Genomic DNA, 20,674 nt, shown 5'->3' with positions numbered 1-20,674 from the left:
GCCGTCCCCCTTCCGGGGGGCGGCCCACCGCCGTTTTCGGGTGCCCGGGGCGTCAGGCCTGCTCGCCGCCGAGGTGGTGCACGCGGACCATGTTGGTGGTGCCGGGGACGCCGGGGGGCGAACCGGCGGTGATGAGCATGGTGTCGCCCTCGCTGTAGCGCTTGAGCTTGAGCAGCTCGGCGTCCACCAGGTCGACCATCGCGTCGGTGTTGTCGACGTGCTCCACGACGAAGCTGTCCACGCCCCAGCTCAGCGTGAGCTGGTTGCGGGTGGCGGCTTCGGTGGTGAAGGCCAGGATCGGCTGGGCCGCGCGGTAGCGGGAGAGCCGGCGGGCGGTGTCACCGGACTTGGTGAAGGCCACCAGCGCCTTGCCGTCCAGGAAGTCGGCCATCTCGCAGGCCGCGCGGGCCACCGCGCCGCCCTGCGTACGCGGCTTCTTGCCGGGCACCAGCGGCTGCAGACCCTTGGAGAGCAGCTCCTCCTCGGCCGCCTCGACGATCTTCGACATCGTCTTGACGGTCTCGATCGGATAGGCGCCGACGGACGACTCGGCGGAGAGCATGACCGCGTCGGCGCCGTCGAGGATGGCGTTGGCGACGTCGGACGCCTCGGCGCGGGTCGGCCGGGAGTTGGTGATCATGGACTCCATCATCTGGGTCGCGACGATCACCGGCTTGGCGTTCCGGCGGCACAGCTCCACCAGGCGCTTCTGCACCATCGGGACCTTCTCCAGCGGGTACTCCACCGCCAGGTCACCACGGGCGACCATGACGGCGTCGAAGGCCATCACGACCTCCTGCATGTTGGCGACCGCCTGCGGCTTCTCGACCTTGGCGATGACCGGGACCCGGCGGCCGACCTGGTCCATGACGCGGTGCACGTCCTGGACGTCCTTGGCGTCCCGTACGAAGGACAGCGCGACCATGTCGCAGCCCATCTTCAGGGCGAACTTGAGGTCCTCGATGTCCTTCTCGGACAGCGCGGGGACGTTCACCGCGGCGCCGGGAAGGTTGATGCCCTTGTGGTCGGAGATGACCCCGCCCTCGATGACGATGGTGCGCACCCGCGGGCCGTCGATCTCGACGACCTGGAGCGCGACGTTGCCGTCGTTGATCAGGATCGGGTCGCCCTTGAAGACATCGCCGGGCAGGCCCTTGTAGGTCGTGCCGCAGATGGTGCGGTCACCGGGGACGTCCTCGGTGGTGATGACGAACTCGTCGCCGCGCACCAGCTCCACCGGGCCGTCGGCGAAGGTCTCCAGGCGGATCTTGGGGCCCTGAAGGTCGGCCAGCACGCCGACGGCGCGGCCGGTCTCCTCGGAGGCCTTGCGGAGGCGGTGATACCGCTCCTCGTGCTCCGGCTGTGTCCCGTGGCTCATGTTGAATCGGGCCACGTTCATGCCGGCCTCGATCAGCGTCTTCAGCTGGTCGTAGGAGTCGACGGCGGGGCCCAGGGTGCAGACGATTTTGGAACGGCGCATGGGCGGAATCCTATCGGTTTGTTTCGGAGCGGAATATTTCGGTAGGCGGAAACACCGAGTACTAGCCGCTGACCAGGGCGTATGTCTGCTGGGCGATCTCCAGCTCCTCATCCGTCGGCACGACGGCGACCGCGACCCGGGAGTGCTCCGGGGAGATCAGCCGGGGCTCGTCGGACCGTACGGCGTTGCGTGCGGCGTCCACGGCCATCCCCATCTCCTCCAGACCCGCGAGGGCGGCCTCGCGGACCGGGGCGGCGTTCTCGCCGACGCCCGCGGTGAACGTCACCGCGTCGACCCGGCCGAGCACCGCGCTGTAGGCGCCGATGTACTTCTTCAGCCGGTGGATGTAGATGTCGAAGGCGAGCTCGGCGCGCTCGTCACCCTCGTCGATCCGGCGCCGGATCTCCCGCATGTCGTTGTCGCCGCACAGCCCGATCAGACCGCTCTTCTTGTTGAGCAGGCCGTCGATCTCGTCCGTCGACATCCCCGCCACCCGCTTGAGGTGGAAGGTGACCGCCGGGTCGATATCGCCGGAGCGGGTGCCCATGACCAGGCCCTCCAGCGGGGTCAGTCCCATCGAGGTGTCCACACAGCGGCCGCCGGCCACCGCCGAGGCGGAGGCGCCGTTGCCCAGGTGGAGCACGATGACATTGACCTCGGAGGGGTCCTTGCCCAGCAGCGCCGCCGTCTTGCGGGAGACATAGGCGTGCGAGGTGCCGTGGAAGCCGTAGCGGCGGATGCGGTGCGCGTCGGCGGTCGCCACGTCGATGGCGTAGCGGGCCGCGTACTCCGGCATCGTGGTGTGGAAGGCGGTGTCGAAGACCGCGACCTGCGGCAGGTCGGGGCGCAGCGCCCGGGCGGTGCGGATGCCGGTGATGTTGGCCGGGTTGTGCAGCGGGGCGACCGGCACCAGCCGCTCGATCTCCTTGAGCACCGCGTCGTCGATCACGGTCGGATCGGTGAACTTCAGCCCGCCGTGCACCACCCGGTGCCCGATCGCGGCCAGCTCCGGGGAGTCGAGGCCGAGCCCGTCGGCGGCCAGCTCCGCGGCGACGGCCTTCAGCGCGGCCTCGTGATCGGCTATCGCGTCCTCGGTCTCGCGCTTGCCGCCCCCGGAGGCCAGCGGGGTGTGGACCAGGCGCGAGCTCTCTTCGCCGATCCGCTCGACCAGGCCGGTGGCCAGCCGGGTGCCGTCGTGCATGTCGAGCAGCTGGTACTTCACCGACGAGGAGCCGGAATTGAGGACGAGGACGCGGGTGGCGGTGGCAGTCATGTAGCGCTTTCCGATGAGGTGCGGGGACGGGGGAGCGGCCGGGTCAGACGGTGTGGCCGGCGCCGGGCCGGGCGCCCTGCGCCTGGATGGCGGTGATGGCCACGGTGTTGACGATGTCCTGGACCAGGGCGCCGCGCGAGAGGTCGTTGACCGGCTTGCGCAGGCCCTGGAGGACCGGGCCGACGGCGACCGCACCGGCCGAGCGCTGCACGGCCTTGTAGGTGTTGTTGCCGGTGTTGAGGTCGGGGAAGATCAGCACGGTGGCCTTGCCGGCCACGTCGGACTCGGGGAGCTTGGTCTGCGCGACCGCCGCGTCCACCGCCGCGTCGTACTGGATCGGGCCCTCGACCAGCAGATCGGGGCGCAGCTCGCGGACGATCTCGGTGGCCTTGCGGACCTTGTCGACGTCCGCGCCGGAGCCGGAGGTGCCCGTGGAGTACGACAGCATCGCGATCCGTGGCTCGACGCCGAACTGGGCGGCGGTGGCGGCCGCCTGGATGGCGATGTCCGCCAGCTGTTCGGCGTTCGGGTCCGGGTTGACCGCGCAGTCGCCGTAGACCAGGACACGGTCGGCCAGGCACATGAAGAACACCGAGGACACGATCTGGGCGCCCGGCTTGGTCTTGATGATCTCGAAGGCGGGCCGGATGGTGGCCGCGGTGGAGTGCACCGCGCCGGAGACCATGCCGTCGGCCAGACCCTCCTGGACCATCAGGGTGCCGAAGTAGGAGACGTCCGCGACCACGTCGAAGGCCAGCTCGATGCTGACGCCCTTGTGGGCGCGCAGCTCGGCGTACCGCTCGGCGAACCGCTCGCGCAGCTCGGAGGTCTGCGGGTCGATGATCTGGGCGCCCGCCAAGTCGATGGCCAGGTCGGCGGCGCGCTTGCGGATCGCCTCCTCCTCGCCCAGCAGCGTCAGATCGCAGACATCGCGGCGCAGCAGCACATCGGCGGCCCGCAGCACCCGCTCCTCGCTCCCCTCGGGGAGGACGACCCGGCGGCGGCCGGAGCGGGAGCGCTCGATCAGCTCGTGCTCGAACATCATCGGCGTGACCCGGCCGGAGCGGGCGACGGAGATGCGGTTCGTCAGCTCCACGGTGTCCACATGCCGCTCGAACAGGCCGAGCGCGGTCTCCGCCTTCCGCGGCGAGGCGGCGTTGAGCTTGCCCTCGACCGCGAACAGCTCGGCCGCGGTCGGGAAGGAGCCGCCGGGTACGGAGACCACCGGGGTGCCGGGCGCGAGCCGGGCGGCCAGCGCCATGATGTCGGGGCCGGGCCGCTCGTCGAGGGTGAGCAGCACACCGGCGATCGGCGGGGCGCCGGCGCTGTGTGCGGCGAGCGAGCCGATGACCAGGTCCGCCCGGTCGCCGGGGGTCACCACGAGAGCGCCGGGGGTCAGCGCCTTGAGGAAGGTCGGCAGCATGGCGCCGCCGAAGACGAAGTCCCGGGCGTCCCTGGCCAGCCCCGACTCGTCGCCGAGCAGTACCTCGGCGCCCAGGGTGTGCACGATCTGGCCGACGGTCGGCGCGGAGAGCGAGCCGTCCTCGGGGAGCGCGTAGCAGGGCACGGGGAGCCGGGCGGCGAGCCGCTCGACGACCGCCTCGCGATGCTCGGGCGCCACCCGGTTGACGACCATGGCCACGACATCGCAGCCCAGCGAGTGGTAGGCGCGGTAGGCGTTGCGGGCCTCGGCGCGTACGGACTCGGCCTCCTGGCCCTGGCCGCCGACGACGGCGAGCACGGCGGCGCCGCATTCATTGGCGAGCCGGGCGTTGAGGTTCAGCTCGTCCGGGAGGTTGGTGCCCGCGAAGTCCGAGCCGAGGATCAGGACGAACTCATAGTTCCTGGCCACGGCGTGAAAGCGGTCGACGAGCCGGGAGACCAGCTCGTCGGTGCCGCGTTCGGCCTGGAGGGCGGCGGCCTCCTCGTAGCTGAGGCCGTACACCGCGTCGGGGGACTGGGTGAGCCGGTAGCGTGCCCGCAGCAGGTCGAAGAGCCGGTCGGGGCCGTCGCTGTGGGTCAGTGGGCGGAATACCCCCACCCGGTCGACATGGCGGGTCAGCAGCTCCATGACCCCCAGCTCGACGACCTGGCGGCCGTCGCCGCGGTCGATACCGGTCACGTACACGCTGCGCGTCACGCGTGCTCTCCGATCCGTTCGGTGGCCGCAAGGTCGAAATCAGCCGATAAGGTGGGCTTGCCCCTCTTGACAATACCTGCGTGTGTGGCTACGTCGCTCTCCCAGTTTCCCTTGCCCGGCCCGTGCGAGGACAGTAGGGGTGGGGTCTGTGTATGAGGGGAGGGCCGGTCGGCCCGTGAAACAATCGGACCGGCTCACACGAACCAACAGCGAGCACAGGAGACACAGCACGATGCGTATCGGAGTCCTCACCGCAGGCGGCGACTGTCCCGGCCTGAATGCTGTGATCCGGTCTGTTGTCCACCGCGCCCTCACCGGGCACGACGACGAGGTCATAGGTTTCGAGGACGGCTTCAAGGGACTGCTCGAAGGACGCTTCCGCAAGCTCGACCTCGACGCGGTCAGCGGCATCCTCGCCCGTGGCGGCACCATCCTCGGATCGTCCCGGCTGGAGCGCAACCGGCTCCGCGAGGCCTGCGACAAGTCCAAGGACCTCTCCAAGGACTACGGCATCGACGTCCTGATCCCGATCGGCGGCGAGGGCACCCTCACCGCCGCCCGGATGCTGGCGGACGCCGGGATGCCGGTCGTCGGCGTCCCCAAGACCATCGACAACGACATCTCCTCCACCGACCGCACCTTCGGCTTCGACACCGCCGTCGGCGTCGCGACGGAGGCGATCGACCGCCTCAAGACCACCGCGGAGTCGCACCAGCGGGTCATGGTCGTCGAGGTGATGGGACGGCACGCGGGCTGGATCGCGCTGGAGTCCGGGATGGCCGGCGGCGCCCACGGCATCTGTCTTCCCGAGCGCCCCTTCGATGTGAACGACCTGGTCAAGATGGTCGAGGAGCGATTCGCCCGGGGCAAGAAGTTCGCGGTCGTCTGTGTCGCCGAGGGAGCCCACCCGGCCGAGGAGACCATGGACTACAAGAAGGGCGCGATCGACCAGTTCGGCCATGAGCGGTTCACCGGCATCGGCAACCACCTCGCCGTCGAGCTGGAGAAGCGCCTCGGCAAGGAGGCCCGCCCGGTCATCCTCGGCCATGTCCAGCGCGGCGGCACCCCCACCGCGTACGACCGGGTGCTCGCCACCCGCTTCGGCTGGCACGCCGTCGAGGCCGCGCACCGCGGCGACTTCGGCAGGATGACCGCGCTGCGCGGCACCGACATCACGATGGTGCCGCTGCACGAGGCGGTCACCGAGCTCAAGACGGTGCCCGCGTGGCGGATGGACGAGGCCGAGTCGGTCTTCTGAGCCCCGGCACTTCCCCGCACCACCAACGGCGGCGCGCCTCCCCTCGGTTGAGGGCAGGCGCGCCGCCTTTGTGGGGGGTGGCTGTCAGACGGTCACTGGGCGCCGATGGCCTCCAGCATGTTCAGCCGGGCCGCCCGGCGGGCCGGCCACAGCGCGGCCAGCACCCCGACGACGAGCGCGATCAGCAGGAACAGCCCGAGCCTGCCCCAGGGCAGCAGCAGTTCGTACGTCGGGAGCCCCTGGCTGACCAGGTTGCCGCCGGCCCAGGAGAGGAAGATCCCCACGCCGATCCCCAGGACCGCGCCGAACAGTGAGATGACCACCGACTCCAGCCGGACCATCTGCTTGATGCCGCTGCGGGCCAGTCCGATCGCCCGCAGCATCCCGATCTCGCGGGTCCGCTCGAAGACCGACATGGCGAGGGTGTTGACGACGCCCACCACCGCGATGATGACGGCCATGCCCAGCAGTCCGTAGACGATGTAGAGCACGGTCTCGATCTGCCCGGCGGTCTCCTTGCGCAGGTCGGCGTGGTCCTGGACCGTCAGCAGCGGGCTGTCGCCGAGAGCGTGCCGGATCTGCTTCTCCAGCTCGTCCGTCGGGCCGTTCTCGGTCTTCACCAGCAGCTGTTCGTTCTTCAGCTCGGACATGTGCGGATCGACCAGGGAGGTGGCGCCGATCGCGTTGCCGATCACCGGGTTGTCCGCGTAGACGCCGGTGATCTTCAGCTTCGCCTTCTTCTTGTCGCCGAACGTCGCGTCAAGGGTGTCGCCGGTGTGCCAGCCCTTCTCCTTGGCCGAGGACTGGGAGATCGCGATGCCGTCGGCTCCGGCGTCCGCCAAGGAGCCGCTCTTGAAGTCCAGTTGGGCGACCTTGCCGACCGCCGAGAGGTCGGTGCCGGTGAGGTCCGCATAGTGCCCACCGGCCTCGAAGCCCGAGTTGCGCAGCGGGGCCGCCGTCTCGACGCCCGGGAGGTCCGCCACCTTCTTCGACAGCTCGGTGTCCAGGCCGATGAACGTCGAGGTCGCGACCTTGTAGTCGGCCTTCAGCCCGTTGGCCGTCATCTTGTCCATGGCCTGCTGTGCCGAGTTCCCGACGACCGTCATTCCGGTGATCAGGGTGAGACCGATCATCAGCGCAGAAGCGGTCGCCGCCGTACGGCGCGGGTTGCGCAGCGCGTTCTGCTTGGCGAGCTTGCCGCCGATGCCGAAGAGCCGGGTGGTGAGGAGGCCCGCCAGCGAGACCAGGGGCCGCGACAGCAGCGGCGCGAGGATGATGACGCCGGTCAGCGTCAGCATCGACCCCGCCATCGCGATCGGCATGTCGTCGGAGGACTTCAGCGTGGAGACGTAGAACATGACCGCCACACCGAGGCCGGTGATGACCGCGCCGAGGGAGTTGCGGATCACCAGGCTGCGCAGCGCCGGCGGCGCCTCGACGGTGTTGAGCGCCTCGACCGGGGCGATCTTCGCCGCCTTGCGGGACGGCAGCCAGGCCGCCAGTACGGTCACCACGACACCCACCGCGAGCGAGGAGAGCACCGCGGCCGGGCTGATGATGACCGGTCCGTCCGGGAAGCCCGCGCCATTGGCGTCGAGCACCGCCCGCAGGCCCACCGCGATCCCGGCGCCCAGCCCGAACCCGATGACGGACGAGAGCAGGCCCAGCAGGCCCGCCTCGGCGAGTACCGAGCGGACCACCTGCCGGCGGGAGGCGCCGACCGCGCGCATCAGGGCGATCTCCCGGCTGCGCTGGGAGATCAGCATGGTGAAGGTGTTGGCGATGATGAAGATGCCGACGAACAGCGCGATACCGGCGAAGACCAGCAGCGTCTGGCTCAGGGACTTGTTCTCGGCGGCGATCATCCGGGACTGCTCGGCGGCGAGTTCGGCGCCGCTGGCCGCCTCGGCCCGGTTCTTGGGCAGGACCTCGCGGACCTTGCCGGTCAGCGCCTGCTGATCGGTGCCGGGAGCGGCGCCCACCACCAGCTCGTCGAACTGACCGGGGTGCAGATACATCTTCTGTGCGGTGGCGGTGTCGAAGAGCGCGAGGCTGCCGCCCGCGGTCACCTGCGGGTCCTCGGTGGTGACGATGCCGACCAGCTTCTTCGTCAGCACCGGGCCGTCGGTGGCGAACCGCACGGCGTCGCCGATCTTGTGGCCGGCCGCCTCCGCGGTGGCCTCGTCCAGCGCGATCTCGTCCCCGGCGGCCGGTCCGCGGCCCTGCATCAGCGGGTAGCGGGCGTCATAGCCGTCCTTGTCCGGCTGGAAGTTGGCGGCGATGTTCTGCCAGCCGTTGCCGATCGGGATGCCGTCCGGGCCGGCGAGGGTCGCCGTGCCGGTGACGTTGCGCCGGACGGACTGCACGCCGGGCAGCGCGCGGACGGTGTCCACCAGCTTGTCGTCGAGGACGGTGGTGCGCTTGCCGTCCTTGCCGGTCTCCGGGGTGTTGTCGTCGGCGACGGCCTTGACGGAGACGGCCACCCCCGAGAGGTTCCTGGCGGAGGCCTTCTTGATGGCCTCGCCGACGGTGTCACTGAAGATGAGGGTGCCGGCGACGAAGGCGACGCCGAGCAGCACCGCGAGCGCGGTCATCATCAATCGGGCTTTGTGCGCAAGGACATTGCGCAGGGCAGTACGCAGCATGGTGGTGTCAGTCCTGGGTCCGGTGGCTCGGGAGAGGGGCAGTGCCCCGGGGGCGGCGCGTGGTGCGCCGGCGTCAGCGCGTACGGCCCTTGGCGTCGAACAGCCGCATCCGGTCCAGGACGGTGTCCGCGGTCGGGTCGTGGAGCTCCTCGACGATCCGGCCGTCCGCGAGGAAGACCACCCGGTCCGCATAGCCCGCGGCGACCGGGTCATGGGTGACCATCACGACCGTCTGCTCCATCGCCCGCACCGACTCCCGCAGGAAGCCCAGTACTTCGGCGCCCGAGCGGGAGTCGAGGTTGCCGGTCGGCTCGTCCGCGAAGATGATCTCCGGCTGGGCGGCCAGCGCCCGAGCGACCGCGACCCGCTGCTGCTGGCCGCCGGAGAGCTGGGCCGGCCGGTGCGCGAGCCGCCCGGACAGGCCGACGGTCTCGATGACGGCGTTGAGCCACTCCCGGTCGGGCTTACGGCCGGCGATGTCCATCGGCAGCGTGATGTTCTCCAGCGCGGTCAGCGTCGGCAGCAGGTTGAACGCCTGGAAGATGAAGCCGATCTTGTCCCGGCGCAGCCGCGTCAGCTGCTTGTCGTTCAGCGACGCCAGCTCCACGTCGCCGATCCGGGCCGAGCCGGCGGAGATCGCGTCCAGGCCCGCCATGCAGTGCATCAGCGTGGACTTGCCGGAGCCGGACGGGCCCATGATCGCGGTGAACCGGGCCTTGCCGAACTCGACCGACACGGAGTCCAGCGCGACCACACGGGTCTCCCCCTGGCCGTAGACCTTGCTCAGATCCGTGGCGCGGGCGGCGACGGCGGCGCGAGTGGGGGCGGGGGAACCGGGAAAACCCGGAAGGGCAGCCGCGTGGGACACGGGGGACTCCTGGAGAGGGGACGGAAGATTTCGACATCCCCATTCTTGAATGCGCAGGTCGGCGCGGACCTCAGCCGCAAGGACCGAAAGCCGCACCGGCCGGAAGTGCCACCACGGCGCCCGGCGTCATTCTCTGGACGGACGGCCGTCCGACCTGCGGCCGACGGGGCGTCTCAGGGGTGCGGGAGGGTTCTCAGGGCTGCTGCGCGCCGACCCTCGTCCAGAATTCCGCCAGGATGCCGTCGAGAAAGGCCCGTCCCGCCCTGCCGGACGCCTCGGCGCTGTCCGAGCCGCCCCAGTTGAGCGTAGCGGTCATGGTCGCCTGATACTCGCCGTGCAGCTCCTGCAGGACGTGCTGGAGCTGCTGCTTGGACAGCGGTACGACCTTGCCGACCGGCCGGACGTAGGCCTGCCAGCGGGTGGTGGCGGCGCTGGTCAGCAGGTCGGTCAGCTTCTCGTCCCGGCCGGTGAAGCGGATCAGGGCGGGCAGCGGCAGATCCATCACCTCGGCGAGCGCCGCGGCCTGCCGGTCGTTGCCGCTCCACTTCCCGCCGTCCTCCAGACGTTCGTACGCGGCCCGGTCCATGCCGATGCGCAGCGCGAGGTCCGCCGGGGCGAGGCCGAGCGTCAGACGGTATTCGCGCAGGGTGCCCGGTGCGTCGAGCAGCTCGCCCGGTGCGCACCACAGGGCGCCGGCCAGCGCGGTCAGTTCGGCCTCCGAGGGGACGCTCTCCCCCCATTCCCAGGACACCACCGTCCCCGGCGCCAGCTGTATTCCGAAGGCGGACCACATTCCGTAGGCGACATGCGCAGGGGTCATCCCGAGGGCCTCGCGGAGCCGGCGGGCGGCCTCGGCGTTGAAAGGGGGTCTACGGGGCTCCCCGGCTTGCGTATTCACCGGCACACGGTAAGTGACGGCCGGGCTTCGCAACTATCGTGTGGATACCCAAGCCGGAAAGTCGTAGGAAGCTACTAGTCGGCCGGTTTTCCGGTGCGACCTTGCAGTTTTCCGGACATGAGCCTCGCTCAGCCCTTCACCGCACCGCCGAGCGCAAAGCCGCCGCCGAGCCGTCGGGAGATAAGGATGTACAACACGAGGACCGGTGTCGAGTACAGGATCGAGAATGCCGCCAGTTCACCGAAGGCAATGGCGCCGTAATTGCCGAAGAAATTGAAAATGCTGACCGAAGCGGGCAGTTGCTCCGGTGAGAGCAGCAGCATGAAGGGCACGAAGAAATTGCCCCACATCATGATGAAGGTGTAGATCGCGACGACGGCGACGCCGGGGCCCATCAGCGGCAGAATCACCCGCAGCAGCGTCTGCGGCCAGGAGGCGCCGTCCGTCCAGGCCGCCTCCTCCAGCACCTTCGGCACCCCGTCCATGAAGTTCTTCATCAGCCAGATGGCGAACGGGAGTTGGGCGGCGGCCAGGAACAGCGCGGTGCCGTACCGGGTGTCGATCAGATTGACCTGCACGAACAGCCCGTAGACCGGGACCATGACCGCGGTGATCGGCAGACAGGTGGAGAACAGGATCGTCAGCAGGTACGGGCGGGAGAAGCGCGAGCGGAAGCGGGACAGCGGGTAGGCGGCGAGCGCCGCGCAGACGACCGTGAGCACGGTCGCGCCACCACAGATCAGCAGGCTGTTGAGCATCGGGGTGAAGGTGATCTCGTCGGTCAGCACCGCCGAGAAGTTGTGCAGCGACGGGGACTTCGGCAGCCGCACCCGCAGCGTCGCCTCCGTGTCCAGCGACGACAGCACCAGCCAGACCAGCGGAATCGCGAACGCCACCGCGACGGCCAGCAGCCCGGCGTCGGCGGCCAACCGATGGCGGCTCTCCCTGCCCGGAGTGTGTCGGAGCGCGTGGGGGAGACGGCGGCGGAGCTGCGGCACGGCTCAGACCTCCTCGCGCATCAGGCGCAGATAGACCGCCGAGAACAGCGCGCCCACCAGCAGCAACAGCAGCGCCACCGCGGTGCCGTAGCCGATCAGGGACTTCAGGAACGCCTGGTCGTACATGAACACCGGCAGGGTCTGGCTGCGATTGCCCGGACCGCCCCGCGTCATCGCCCAGATCAGCCCGAAGACGGAGAGGGTCTGCAGGGTGTTGAGCATCAGGTTGGTGCCGATGGAGCGGCGGATCATCGGCAGCGTGATGTGCCACAGCCGCCGCAGCACGCCCGCCCCGTCGACCTCCGCCGACTCGGTGACCTCCTGGGGGATCTCGGAGAGCGCCGCCGAGTAGATGAGCATCGAGAACGCCGTACCGCGCCAGACGTTGGCGAACGACACGGCCAGGATGGGGAGGGTGAACAGCCAGTTCTGGGCGGGCAGACGGAGCCACTCCAGGAGGGCGTTGAGGGTGCCGCGCCGCTCGAAGAAGGTGTAGAGCAGAAAGCCCGCGACGATCTCCGGGAGCACCCAGGCGCAGATCACCGTCGCGCCGGTCAGCGACCGTACGGGCCGCGAGGCGCGGCGCATCAGGACGGCCAGCGCAAGGCCCAGGGTGTTCTGCCCGAGGATCGAGGAGATCACGGTGAACACCAGGGTCAGCACCACGGCGTTGCGGAAGGCCGGATCGCCGAAGGCGTGCCGGAAGTTGGCCAGGCCGACGAAGGACGCGGACTCCTGGCCGGTGAGCTGGGTGTCGGTGAAGGCGATGAAGACGCAGTAGCCGATGGGGCCGACGAGAAAGAGCAGCAGCAGGACGGTGGCCGGGACGAGCGGGGACCAGCGCAGCAGACGGGTGCGGACGCGGCCGGCCGCGGCGGCGCCGGGCCTTTGGACCCGGGCCGCGGTTCCGGCGACGGTCATGGCTTGGCGACGGTCCGGCCGCCGACGAGGGACGTCAGCGCCGTGTCGTAGTCCTTGGCCGCGTCGGCCGGTGCGGAGTCACCGGAGGTGACCGCCTCCATCGCCTCGCCGATCGCCGAGGCGACCCTGGGGTATTCGGGCAGTGCGGGCCGGTACTGGCTGATCTTGACCAGCCCGGTGAAGAAGCCGATGCCGGGCACCGAGGTCCGGTAGCGCGGGTCGGCCGCGACGTCCTTGCGCACCGCGATCTGGGCGCCCCGTACGCACCATTCCAGGGCGTTCGGCTTCGACTGGAAGGTCTTGATCAGCTTCCAGGCCAGCTCGGGCTGCTGGGCCCGCTGCGGTACCGACCAGGTCCAGCCGCCGGCCAGGCTGACCCTGCCGGGCGGGGTGCCGTGCTGAGTGGGGAACGGTGCCTGGCCGAGCGTGGTCGACCAGGCGGGCCAGGGGTTGCCGCCGCCCGTCTTCTGCCACTGCTGGCCCAGCCACGAGCCGTCGAGGTCGATGGCGAGCTTCTCCTCGGGCAGCAGCTCGGCGGCCACATTGGTCTGGATGTTGGGGCTGAGCGCATCGGAGACGTCGGGCCCGAGCTTCTCCTTGTAGACCGTGTCGAGGAAGCTCAGGCTGTCCTTGAAGCCCTTGGTGCCGGTGACCCACTTCTTGGCCGACGGGTCGTAGAGCTGGTGCGCGCCGGTGCCGTACAACAGCATCTCGAAGCCCTGCATCACGGCGGCCTCGCCCGCTCCCTTGCCGGTGAAGACATTCAGCGGGATGACGCCGGGGACCTTGCGCTTGACGGTCCGGGCCGCGTCCAGCACCTCGGCCCAGTTCTTCGGCCGCCAGTCGGCCGGCAGCCCGGCCTTCTTGAAGATCTTCTTGTTGAACCACAGCCCGCGGGTGTCCGTGCCGTCCGGGACGCCGTAGGTCTTGCCGTCCTGCCCCTTGGCCGCGGTCTTCGCGGCCGGCTCGAACTGCCGCCAGTCGTCCCAGGTGCCGAGGTAGGCATCCAGCGGACGCAACAGGCCCGCCTTGATGTCGGAGTTGACCAGGAAGGTGTCCTCGTAGACCACGTCCGGTGCGGTCCGCGGGGAGCGCATCATCTGCTGGATCTTGGTGTAGTAGTCGTTCTCCGACGCCTGGATCGGGATCAGCCGGACCTTCTTGCCGGGATGGCTCTTCTCGAACTGCCGGGCCACCAGGCGGACATAGTCGTCCCGGACGGTGACCTTGCCGTTGGTGTCCTTGATGAAGGCGACCTTGACGGTGTTCTTGTCGCTGCCGGACCCGCTGCCGCAGGCGGTGAGCGTGCCGGCGGCCACGACGGCGGCGGCGAGAAGGATCAGCGGGGCGGTGGGGCGCACGGCACGACCTCCAACTAACCACGGCGGGCTGCCCGCTGAAAGTAGGTCACCGATCACCACCGGTCAATGGCCCGACCATCGATAACGCAATTCGGGGCGGCCGACCTGGCCGTACTGGGGGGCGCGGGCGGCCCGGCCGCTCTCCACGAGATGTTCGAGGTAGCGGCGGGCGGTGATCCGGGAGATGCCCACGTCGGCGGCCGCCTCGGCCGCCGTCAGCCCGCTCCCGGCGGACCGCAGCACATCGGTCACCGCCCGCAGGGTGGCCGCGGTCAGCCCCTTGGGCAGCGCGGCCGGACGGGGTGCGCGCAGTGCGGCGATCGCCCGGTCCACCTCGTCCTGCCCGCTGGCCTCGCCCGTGGTGGCGCGGAACTCCGCATAGCGGGTGAGCCGGTCGCGCAGGGTGGCGAAGGTGAACGGCTTCAGCACGTACTGCACCACGCCGAGCGAGACACCCTCGCGCACCATCGCGAGATCCCGGGCGGAGGTGACCGCGATGATGTCGGCGGTGTGGCCGGCCGCGCGCAGCGTCCGCACCAGCTGCAGCCCGTGGCCGTCGGGCAGATAGAGATCGAGCAGCAGCAGATCGACGGCGTGCGTTTCGAGATGGCGGCGGGCGTCGCCGCCGGAGTGCACGGTGCCGGAGACCGTGAAGCCGGGCACCCGCCCCACGTACAGGGCGTGTGCGTCGGCGGCGACCGGATCGTCCTCGACGACGAGGACCCGGATGTCGGAGGGGGTCACCGGGCGCATCCTCTCGTGCCCGGCCGGGCCGCGCCGGTCGCCCCGCTCATCTCCTGGCCTCCGTCCGCAGCGGCAGCCGTACGGTGAACTGCGCGCCGCCGCCGGGCGCCCGGTCCAGGGTGACGGCGCCGCCGTTGCGGCGTACCGCCTGCTGGACCAGGGCCAGGCCCAGACCGCGCCCCGGGGCGGGCGCGGTCGCGCTCCGCTTGGTGCTCCAGCCCCGCCGGAAGATCTCCTCGGCGGCGTCCGCGGACACCCCGGGGCCGTTGTCCGCCACCCGCAACAGCAGCTCGTCGCCGTCCGCCCGCGCGGTGACGTGCACCCGTGGCGGCTCGGCGGCGGTGTGCTCCTGGGTGGGTGCGGCGGCGTCGAGGGCGTTGTCGAGGAGATTGCCCAGCACCGTCACCAGGTCGCGGGGCGCCAGACCGGGCGGCAGCAGCCCGTCGTCGATCCGGCTGTCGGGGGTCAGGGTCAGTTCGACGCCGCGCTCATTGGCCTGCGCGGCCTTGCCGAGCAGCAGCGCGGCGAGCACCGGCTCGGCAACCGCGCCGACCACCTGATCGGTCAGCGCCTGGGCCAGCTCCAGCTCCGCGGTCGCGAACTCCACGGCCTCCTCGGCCCGGCCCAGCTCGATCAGCGAGACCACGGTGTGCAGCCGGTTGGCGGCCTCGTGGGCCTGGGAGCGCAGCGCCTCGGTGAAGCCGCGTACCGAGTCCAACTCCCCTGAGAGCGCCTGGAGTTCGGTGTGGTCGCGAAGGGTGACGACACTGCCGCGCTGCTCCCCGCCGGAGACCGGCGCGGAGTTGACGACCAGCACCCGCTCACGGGTCAGCTGCAGCTCGTCGACCCGTGGGCCGGGCGCCAGCAGCACCTCGGTCAGCGGCTCCGGCAGCCCCAGCTCCGTGACGAGGCGGCCCACCGCGTCCTCCGACAGCCCCAGCAGCTCCCGCCCGCCGTCGTTGATCAGGGCGACCCGGCGCTGCCCGTCGAGCATCAGGAGCCCCTCGCGTACGGCATGCAGTGCGGCCTGGTGGTACTCGTGCATCCGGCCGAGCTCCGCCGCGTTCATCCCGTGGGTGTGCCGCCGCAGCCGGGCGTTGATCACATACGTCCCCAGGCCGCCGAGCGCCAGCGCCGCAGCGGCCACGCCGAGCAGCGCGAGGACCTGGTCACGCAGCTGCTCACTGATCGTCTCGATGGTGATCCCGGAGCTGACCAGTGCCGTGATCCGGCCGCCGCGCTGCGGATCACGGACCGGTGCGACGACCCGAACGGACGGCCCGAGCACGCCCAGGTGCGTCTCGGGGAAGACCTTGCCGTGCAGCGCCGGGCCGATGTGCCCCAGGTACTTCTTGCCGATCGCGGACGGCTCGGGGTGCGTCCAGCGGGTCCCGTCCGGGGCCATCACCACCACGAAGTCGACACCGGCATCGCGCCGCAGCCGCTCGCTGTACGGCTGGAGCGTGGCCGTCGGGTCCTTGGTGCGCGCCGCCGCCACCACCGCCGGGGAGTCGGCAACGGCGGTGGCCGCCGCGGTCGCCTGCCGCCGTGCGGTCTTCTCCGCCTGCCGGCCGGCGCTGGCGTACGCGAAGAGCGCGCAGCCCACGACGACCACGGCCACCAGCACGACCTGCATGGCGAAGAGCTGCCCGGCGAGGCTGCGGGGACCGCGCAGCCGCCGGGACGGCCGGGGTCGGGGGAGTCGCATACAGAACAGTCTGCACGGTCACTTTCGGAACCGTCCCTGCGGTCACTTTTACGTGAACGAAATGTACGTAAGGGTGACGGGCGCCACAGCGGCGTGCATAGTCGCCGGGACTTGTTGTGTGACAGAGCCGCAGATCAGCGCACAGCCGTAGACCGAGGAGACAGCCGTGGCTGCACAGACCCCGCCGTCCGGGGGCACCACCCAGGAGACCGCGCCGGTGAAGCGGGACCGGACGCACTTCCTCTACATCGCCGTGATCGGGGCGGTGCTGCTCGGCATCATCGTGGGCTTCGCCGCCCCCGGTGTCGCCGTCCAGCTCAAGCCGCTCGGCACCGGGTTCGTGAACCTGATCAAGATGATGATTTCGCCGGTCATCTTCTGCACCATCGTGCTGGGCGTCGGCTCGGTGCGGAAGGCCGCCAAGGTCGGCGCGGTCGGCGGGCTGGCCCTCGGCTACTTCATGGTGATGTCCACCGTCGCGCTGGCCATCGGCCTGGTCGTCGGCAACCTGCTGGACCCCGGGTCCGGCCTCCATCTGACCGAGACCGTCCGGCAGGCGGGCCATGCCCAGACCGCGGGCGGCGGGGAGTCGCTGCCCGACTTCCTGCTCGGCATGATCCCCACCACGCTGGTCTCCGCCTTCACCCAGGGTGAGGTGCTCCAGACGCTGCTGGTGGCGCTGCTGGTCGGCTTCGGGCTGCAGGCGCTGGGCTCGGCGGGCGAGCCGGTGCTGCGCGGTGTCGGGCACCTCCAGAAGCTGGTCTTCCGGGTGCTGTCCATGATCATGTGGGCGGCGCCGGTGGGTGCGTTCGGCGCCATCGCGGCGGTGGTCGGCGAGACCGGCCTGGACGCGCTGAAGTCGCTGGCCGTCATCATGGTCGGCTTCTACACCACCTGTCTGCTGTTCGTGCTCGTGGTGCTCGGCGCGCTGCTCCGGCTGGTCGCCGGGGTCAACATCTTCCAGCTGCTGAAGTACCTCGCCCGCGAACTCCTGCTGATCCTGTCCACCTCCTCCTCCGAGTCGGCGCTGCCCCGGCTGATCGCGAAGATGGAGCACCTGGGCGTCAGCAGGCCGGTGGTCGGCATCACCGTCCCCACCGGCTACAGCTTCAACCTCGACGGCACCGCCATCTATCTGACGATGTCCTCGCTGTTCGTGGCCGAGGCGATGGGCAAGCCGCTGCCGCTCGGCCAGCAGATCTCGCTGCTGGTGTTCATGGTCATCGCGTCGAAGGGCGCGGCGGGCGTCACCGGCGCCGGCCTGGCGACATTGGCCGGCGGCCTGCAGTCGCACCGTCCCGAACTGGTCGACGGCGTCGGCCTGATCGTCGGCATCGACCGCTTCATGAGCGAGGCGCGGGCCCTGACCAACTTCGCCGGCAACGCGGTGGCCACCGTCCTGATCGGCACCTGGACCAAGGAGATCGATAAGGCCCGGGCGACGGAGGTGCTGGCCGGCCGGTTGCCGTTCGACGAGAAGACGCTGGTCGACGACGCCTCAGCGGAGCCGGTCGCCGCGACGGTCATCGAGCCGCGGGACGGCGAGGCGGAGAAGACGTCCGCCAAGGTCTGATCCCGGACCGTAGGAGGAGAGAAGGGGCGGGTGCCGGATGCGGCACCCGCCCCTTCGGCGTGACCGCGCGGCGGGCTACCGCGCGACCGGCGCCGCACGTCCCTCCCAGACCCTTCTGACCTGCGGTTTTCTTGGACCGGACCGATTGTCAGTGCCTCCTGACACCATGTGAGGGACAGGGAGAACGCGGTCGGCCGCGGCCGGTTGCGTGGGGGCACGAACAAGGAGGAACCGGCCATAGCGACGTGGGGGACGGGTCTGTTCGGCGGGGGTGCCGCAGTTGCGGGAGAAGGGTCCGACAACCATCAGCCGTGAGGTGGTCAGGACGGTCGTAGCCAGAGGGTGGCCAGCGGGGGGAGGACGGGGGAGACGGAAGCGGAGCGGCCGTTCCAGGGGGTCGGTTCGGCCTTGAGCGGGTCGGGGTTGCTGATGCCGCTGCCGCCGTAGCGCGGGTCGTCGGTGTTCAGGACCTCCCGCCAGGCGGGGACCGTGTCGGGGACACCGAGCCGGTAGGCATGGCGGACGACGGGGGAGAAGTTGGTGACCGAGATCAGCGGAGAGCCGTCGGCGGCGAAGCGCAGGAAGGAGAAGACGTTGTCCTCGCTCGCGTCGCCGTCGATCCAGGAGAAGCCGGCCGGGTCGGTGTCGCGCTCCCACAGCGCGGGTGTGGCGGCGTACCGGCGGTTCAGTTCGCGGACGAGATCGCGTACGCCCCGGTGGTCCGGCTCGGCCTCGTACGACGGGTCGAGCAGCCACCAGTCCGGGCCATGACTCTCCGCCCACTCCGCGCCCTGGGCGAACTCCTGCCCCATGAAGAGGAGTTGCTTGCCCGGGTGGGCCCACATGAACCCGAGGTAGGCCCGGTGGTTGGCGCGCTGCTGCCACCAGTCACCGGGCATCTTCGACACCAGTGCGCGCTTGCCGTGCACCACCTCGTCGTGGGAGATCGGCAGCACATAGTTCTCGGAGTAGGCGTAGATCATGGAGAAGGTCATCTCGCCGTGGTGGTACTTGCGGTGCACCGGCTCCTTGGAGACATAGCCGAGGGAGTCGTGCATCCAGCCCATGTTCCACTTCAGCCCGAAGCCCAGACCGCCGAAGCCGCCGGGGCCGATGTGGTGTGTGGCGCGGGTGACGCCGTCCCAGGCCGTGGACTCCTCGGCGATGGTGACGACGCCGGGGCAGCGGCGGTAGACCGTCGCATTCATCTCCTGGAGGAAGGCGACCGCATCGAGGTTCTCCCGGCCGCCGTGGATGTTCGGGGTCCAGCCGCCGTCCTCGCGCGAGTAGTCGAGGTAGAGCATCGAGGCGACGGCGTCCACACGCAGGCCGTCGATATGGAACTCCTCGCACCAGTAGACGGCGTTGGCGACCAGGAAGTTACGGACCTCGGTGCGGCCGTAGTCGAATTCCAGGGTGCCCCAGTCCGGGTGCGCGGCCCGTGCCGGGTCCTGCGGCTCGTAGAGCGGCCGGCCGTCGAACTCCGCCAGCGCCCAGTCGTCCCGCGGGAAGTGCGCCGGCACCCAGTCCATCAGCACGCCGATCCCGGCCCGGTGCAGTGCGTCGATCAGGAACTTGAAGTCGTCCGGGGTGCCCATCCTGGCGGTGGGCGCATAGAACCCGGTCACCTGGTAGCCCCAGGAGCCGCCGAAGGGGTGCTCGGGGACCGGCATGAACTCGACGTGGGTGAAGCCCAGGTCCTTGACGTATGCGGGGAGTTGGACCGCGAGCTGGCGGTAGGTGAGGCCGGGGCGCCAGGAGGCGAGGTGCATCTCGTAGACGGAGAGCGGCGCCTCGTGCACGGGCCGTTCGCCGCGCCGGGCCATCCAGTCGGCGTCCGTCCAGCGGTGGTGCGAGGCGTCCACGACCGAGGCATTGGCAGGCGGGCACTCGGTCCGCCGGGCCATCGGGTCGGCGCGCAGGGTCCGCGAGCCGTCCGGCCGGGTGATCTCGAACTTGTAGAGCTCGCCCTCGCCGATGCCCGGGACGAAGAGCTCCCAGACGCCCGAGGAGCCCAGCGAGCGCATCGGGTGGCCGGTGCCGTCCCAGTAGTTGAAGTCGCCGACGACCCGGACGCCCTGGGCGTTGGGCGCCCAGACCGTGAAGCGGGTGCCGGTCACGCCCTGGTGGTCCATGATCCGCGCACCGAGCGCCTGCCACAGCTGCTCGTGCCGGCCCTCGCCGAGCAGATGCAGATCCAGCTCGCCGAGCGCGGGCAGAAAGCGGTAGGGGTCCTGCACGGTCCAGGCGTTGTCGCCGTAGTCGACGAGCAGCTCGTAGTCCGGGACGGTGCGCAGCGGCAGCACCCCGGCGAACAGCCCGTCGCCCTCGCAGGGCAGGTCGGCGCGCAGCCCCTTCGCCAGGACGGTGACTCCCTTGGCGTACGGCCGCAGGACCCGGATGAGCAGCCCGCTGCGCACGGGGTGGGCGCCGAGCAGCCCGTGCGGGTCGTGATGGGTGCCGTCCAGGAGCCGGCCGCGGTCCTCGTCGGACAGCGGGGCGGCGGACCGGACCCCATGGCTGCCGGCCCCCGACTGCGTTGCCCGCGCCGGGCCCGCGGGCGCGGCGGCCCGGCCGGGCGCCGCCACCTCCCGGGGGGCGGACGGCCGGATGGGGGAGGCGCCGGCCGTGGGGCCGGCGAAGGTGCCCCTCGCGGCCACCGCGGATTCGCCGGCCGGCGGCCGGGGCGTCGCCGGGTGGCCGGACCGCCCCGCCGCGCTGTCGCCGGTCGCGCCCGGAGCGGGTGCGGTGTCGGGAGTGGTGGGACGGGACGGCGGGCGGGCGGTCACGAGAAGGCCTCCTCGGGG

The 20,674-nt window shown here is 70.6% G+C and carries 14 protein-coding genes; 2 read left to right on the top strand and 12 right to left on the bottom strand.

Annotated elements, in window-relative coordinates; translation table 11 throughout:
* Positions 1-52 precede the first annotated feature (52 nt).
* From pyk to pta, 3 genes are all read right to left on the bottom strand, one after another.
* Complete coding sequence (gene pyk / locus ACWGI6_RS34390) at positions 53-1,480, bottom strand: pyruvate kinase (protein WP_453271135.1); 1,428 nt, start codon at positions 1,478-1,480, stop codon at positions 53-55.
* A 61-nt stretch (positions 1,481-1,541) separates the two neighbouring features.
* Positions 1,542-2,753 (bottom strand): acetate kinase, encoded by a 1,212-nt coding sequence (locus ACWGI6_RS34385; RefSeq protein WP_453271134.1) that lies wholly within the window; start codon positions 2,751-2,753, stop codon positions 1,542-1,544.
* Between the two features lie 43 nt (positions 2,754-2,796).
* Positions 2,797-4,893: a phosphate acetyltransferase gene (gene pta, locus ACWGI6_RS34380; protein WP_453271133.1), complete on the bottom strand. Its 2,097-nt coding sequence runs from the start codon at positions 4,891-4,893 to the stop codon at positions 2,797-2,799.
* Between the two features lie 232 nt (positions 4,894-5,125).
* On the opposite strand from pta, the gene ACWGI6_RS34375 reads away from it, so the two are divergent.
* The gene (locus tag ACWGI6_RS34375) at positions 5,126-6,151 is read left to right on the top strand and encodes an ATP-dependent 6-phosphofructokinase (RefSeq protein WP_453271132.1); all 1,026 of its coding nucleotides are present in this window, start codon (positions 5,126-5,128) and stop codon (positions 6,149-6,151) included.
* Positions 6,152-6,243: 92 nt separating this feature from the next.
* On the opposite strand, the gene ACWGI6_RS34370 is transcribed toward ACWGI6_RS34375, so the two are convergent.
* The 8 genes from ACWGI6_RS34370 to ACWGI6_RS34335 all read right to left on the bottom strand — a co-directional run bounded on the left by ACWGI6_RS34370 (position 6,244) and on the right by ACWGI6_RS34335 (position 16,294).
* The gene (locus ACWGI6_RS34370) at positions 6,244-8,796 is read right to left on the bottom strand and encodes an ABC transporter permease (protein ID WP_453271131.1); all 2,553 of its coding nucleotides are present in this window, start codon (positions 8,794-8,796) and stop codon (positions 6,244-6,246) included.
* Between the two features lie 73 nt (positions 8,797-8,869).
* Positions 8,870-9,664, bottom strand: a complete 795-nt coding sequence (locus ACWGI6_RS34365; RefSeq protein WP_393910228.1) for an ABC transporter ATP-binding protein — start codon at positions 9,662-9,664, stop codon at positions 8,870-8,872.
* A gap of 193 nt (positions 9,665-9,857) precedes the next feature.
* Positions 9,858-10,568: a helix-turn-helix domain-containing protein gene (locus ACWGI6_RS34360; protein WP_453271130.1), complete on the bottom strand. Its 711-nt coding sequence runs from the start codon at positions 10,566-10,568 to the stop codon at positions 9,858-9,860.
* A 122-nt stretch (positions 10,569-10,690) separates the two neighbouring features.
* The gene (locus ACWGI6_RS34355; RefSeq protein WP_453271129.1) at positions 10,691-11,491 is read right to left on the bottom strand and encodes a carbohydrate ABC transporter permease; all 801 of its coding nucleotides are present in this window, start codon (positions 11,489-11,491) and stop codon (positions 10,691-10,693) included.
* Positions 11,492-11,563: 72 nt separating this feature from the next.
* Complete coding sequence (locus tag ACWGI6_RS34350) at positions 11,564-12,481, bottom strand: carbohydrate ABC transporter permease (RefSeq protein ID WP_453271128.1); 918 nt, start codon at positions 12,479-12,481, stop codon at positions 11,564-11,566.
* Positions 12,478-13,842 carry an extracellular solute-binding protein gene (locus ACWGI6_RS34345; protein WP_453271127.1) on the bottom strand — a complete coding sequence of 455 codons (1,365 nt, stop codon included), beginning with the start codon at positions 13,840-13,842 and terminating at the stop codon, positions 12,478-12,480. The genes ACWGI6_RS34350 and ACWGI6_RS34345 overlap by 4 nt, the downstream gene beginning before the upstream one ends.
* A gap of 63 nt (positions 13,843-13,905) precedes the next feature.
* A complete protein-coding gene (locus tag ACWGI6_RS34340) occupies positions 13,906-14,595 on the bottom strand; it encodes a response regulator (RefSeq protein ID WP_453271126.1) in 690 nt (229 codons plus the stop codon).
* 37 nt (positions 14,596-14,632) lie between these two features.
* Complete coding sequence (locus ACWGI6_RS34335; protein WP_453271125.1) at positions 14,633-16,294, bottom strand: sensor histidine kinase; 1,662 nt, start codon at positions 16,292-16,294, stop codon at positions 14,633-14,635.
* A gap of 166 nt (positions 16,295-16,460) precedes the next feature.
* On the opposite strand from ACWGI6_RS34335, the gene ACWGI6_RS34330 reads away from it, so the two are divergent.
* Positions 16,461-17,867, top strand: coding sequence for a cation:dicarboxylate symporter family transporter (locus tag ACWGI6_RS34330; RefSeq protein WP_453271124.1), 1,407 nt, complete (start codon positions 16,461-16,463; stop codon positions 17,865-17,867).
* Positions 17,868-18,187: 320 nt separating this feature from the next.
* Here the strand turns inward: ACWGI6_RS34330 and glgB are convergent, their stop codons facing one another.
* Positions 18,188-20,656, bottom strand: a complete 2,469-nt coding sequence (gene glgB / locus ACWGI6_RS34325; RefSeq protein WP_453271123.1) for a 1,4-alpha-glucan branching enzyme — start codon at positions 20,654-20,656, stop codon at positions 18,188-18,190.
* Positions 20,657-20,674: the final 18 nt, after the last annotated feature.

This window comes from Streptomyces sp. NPDC054786, from assembly GCF_053611685.1.
The sequence above is the reverse complement of the archived record's forward strand: the minus strand, read 5'-3'. Positions and strand labels throughout refer to the sequence as shown.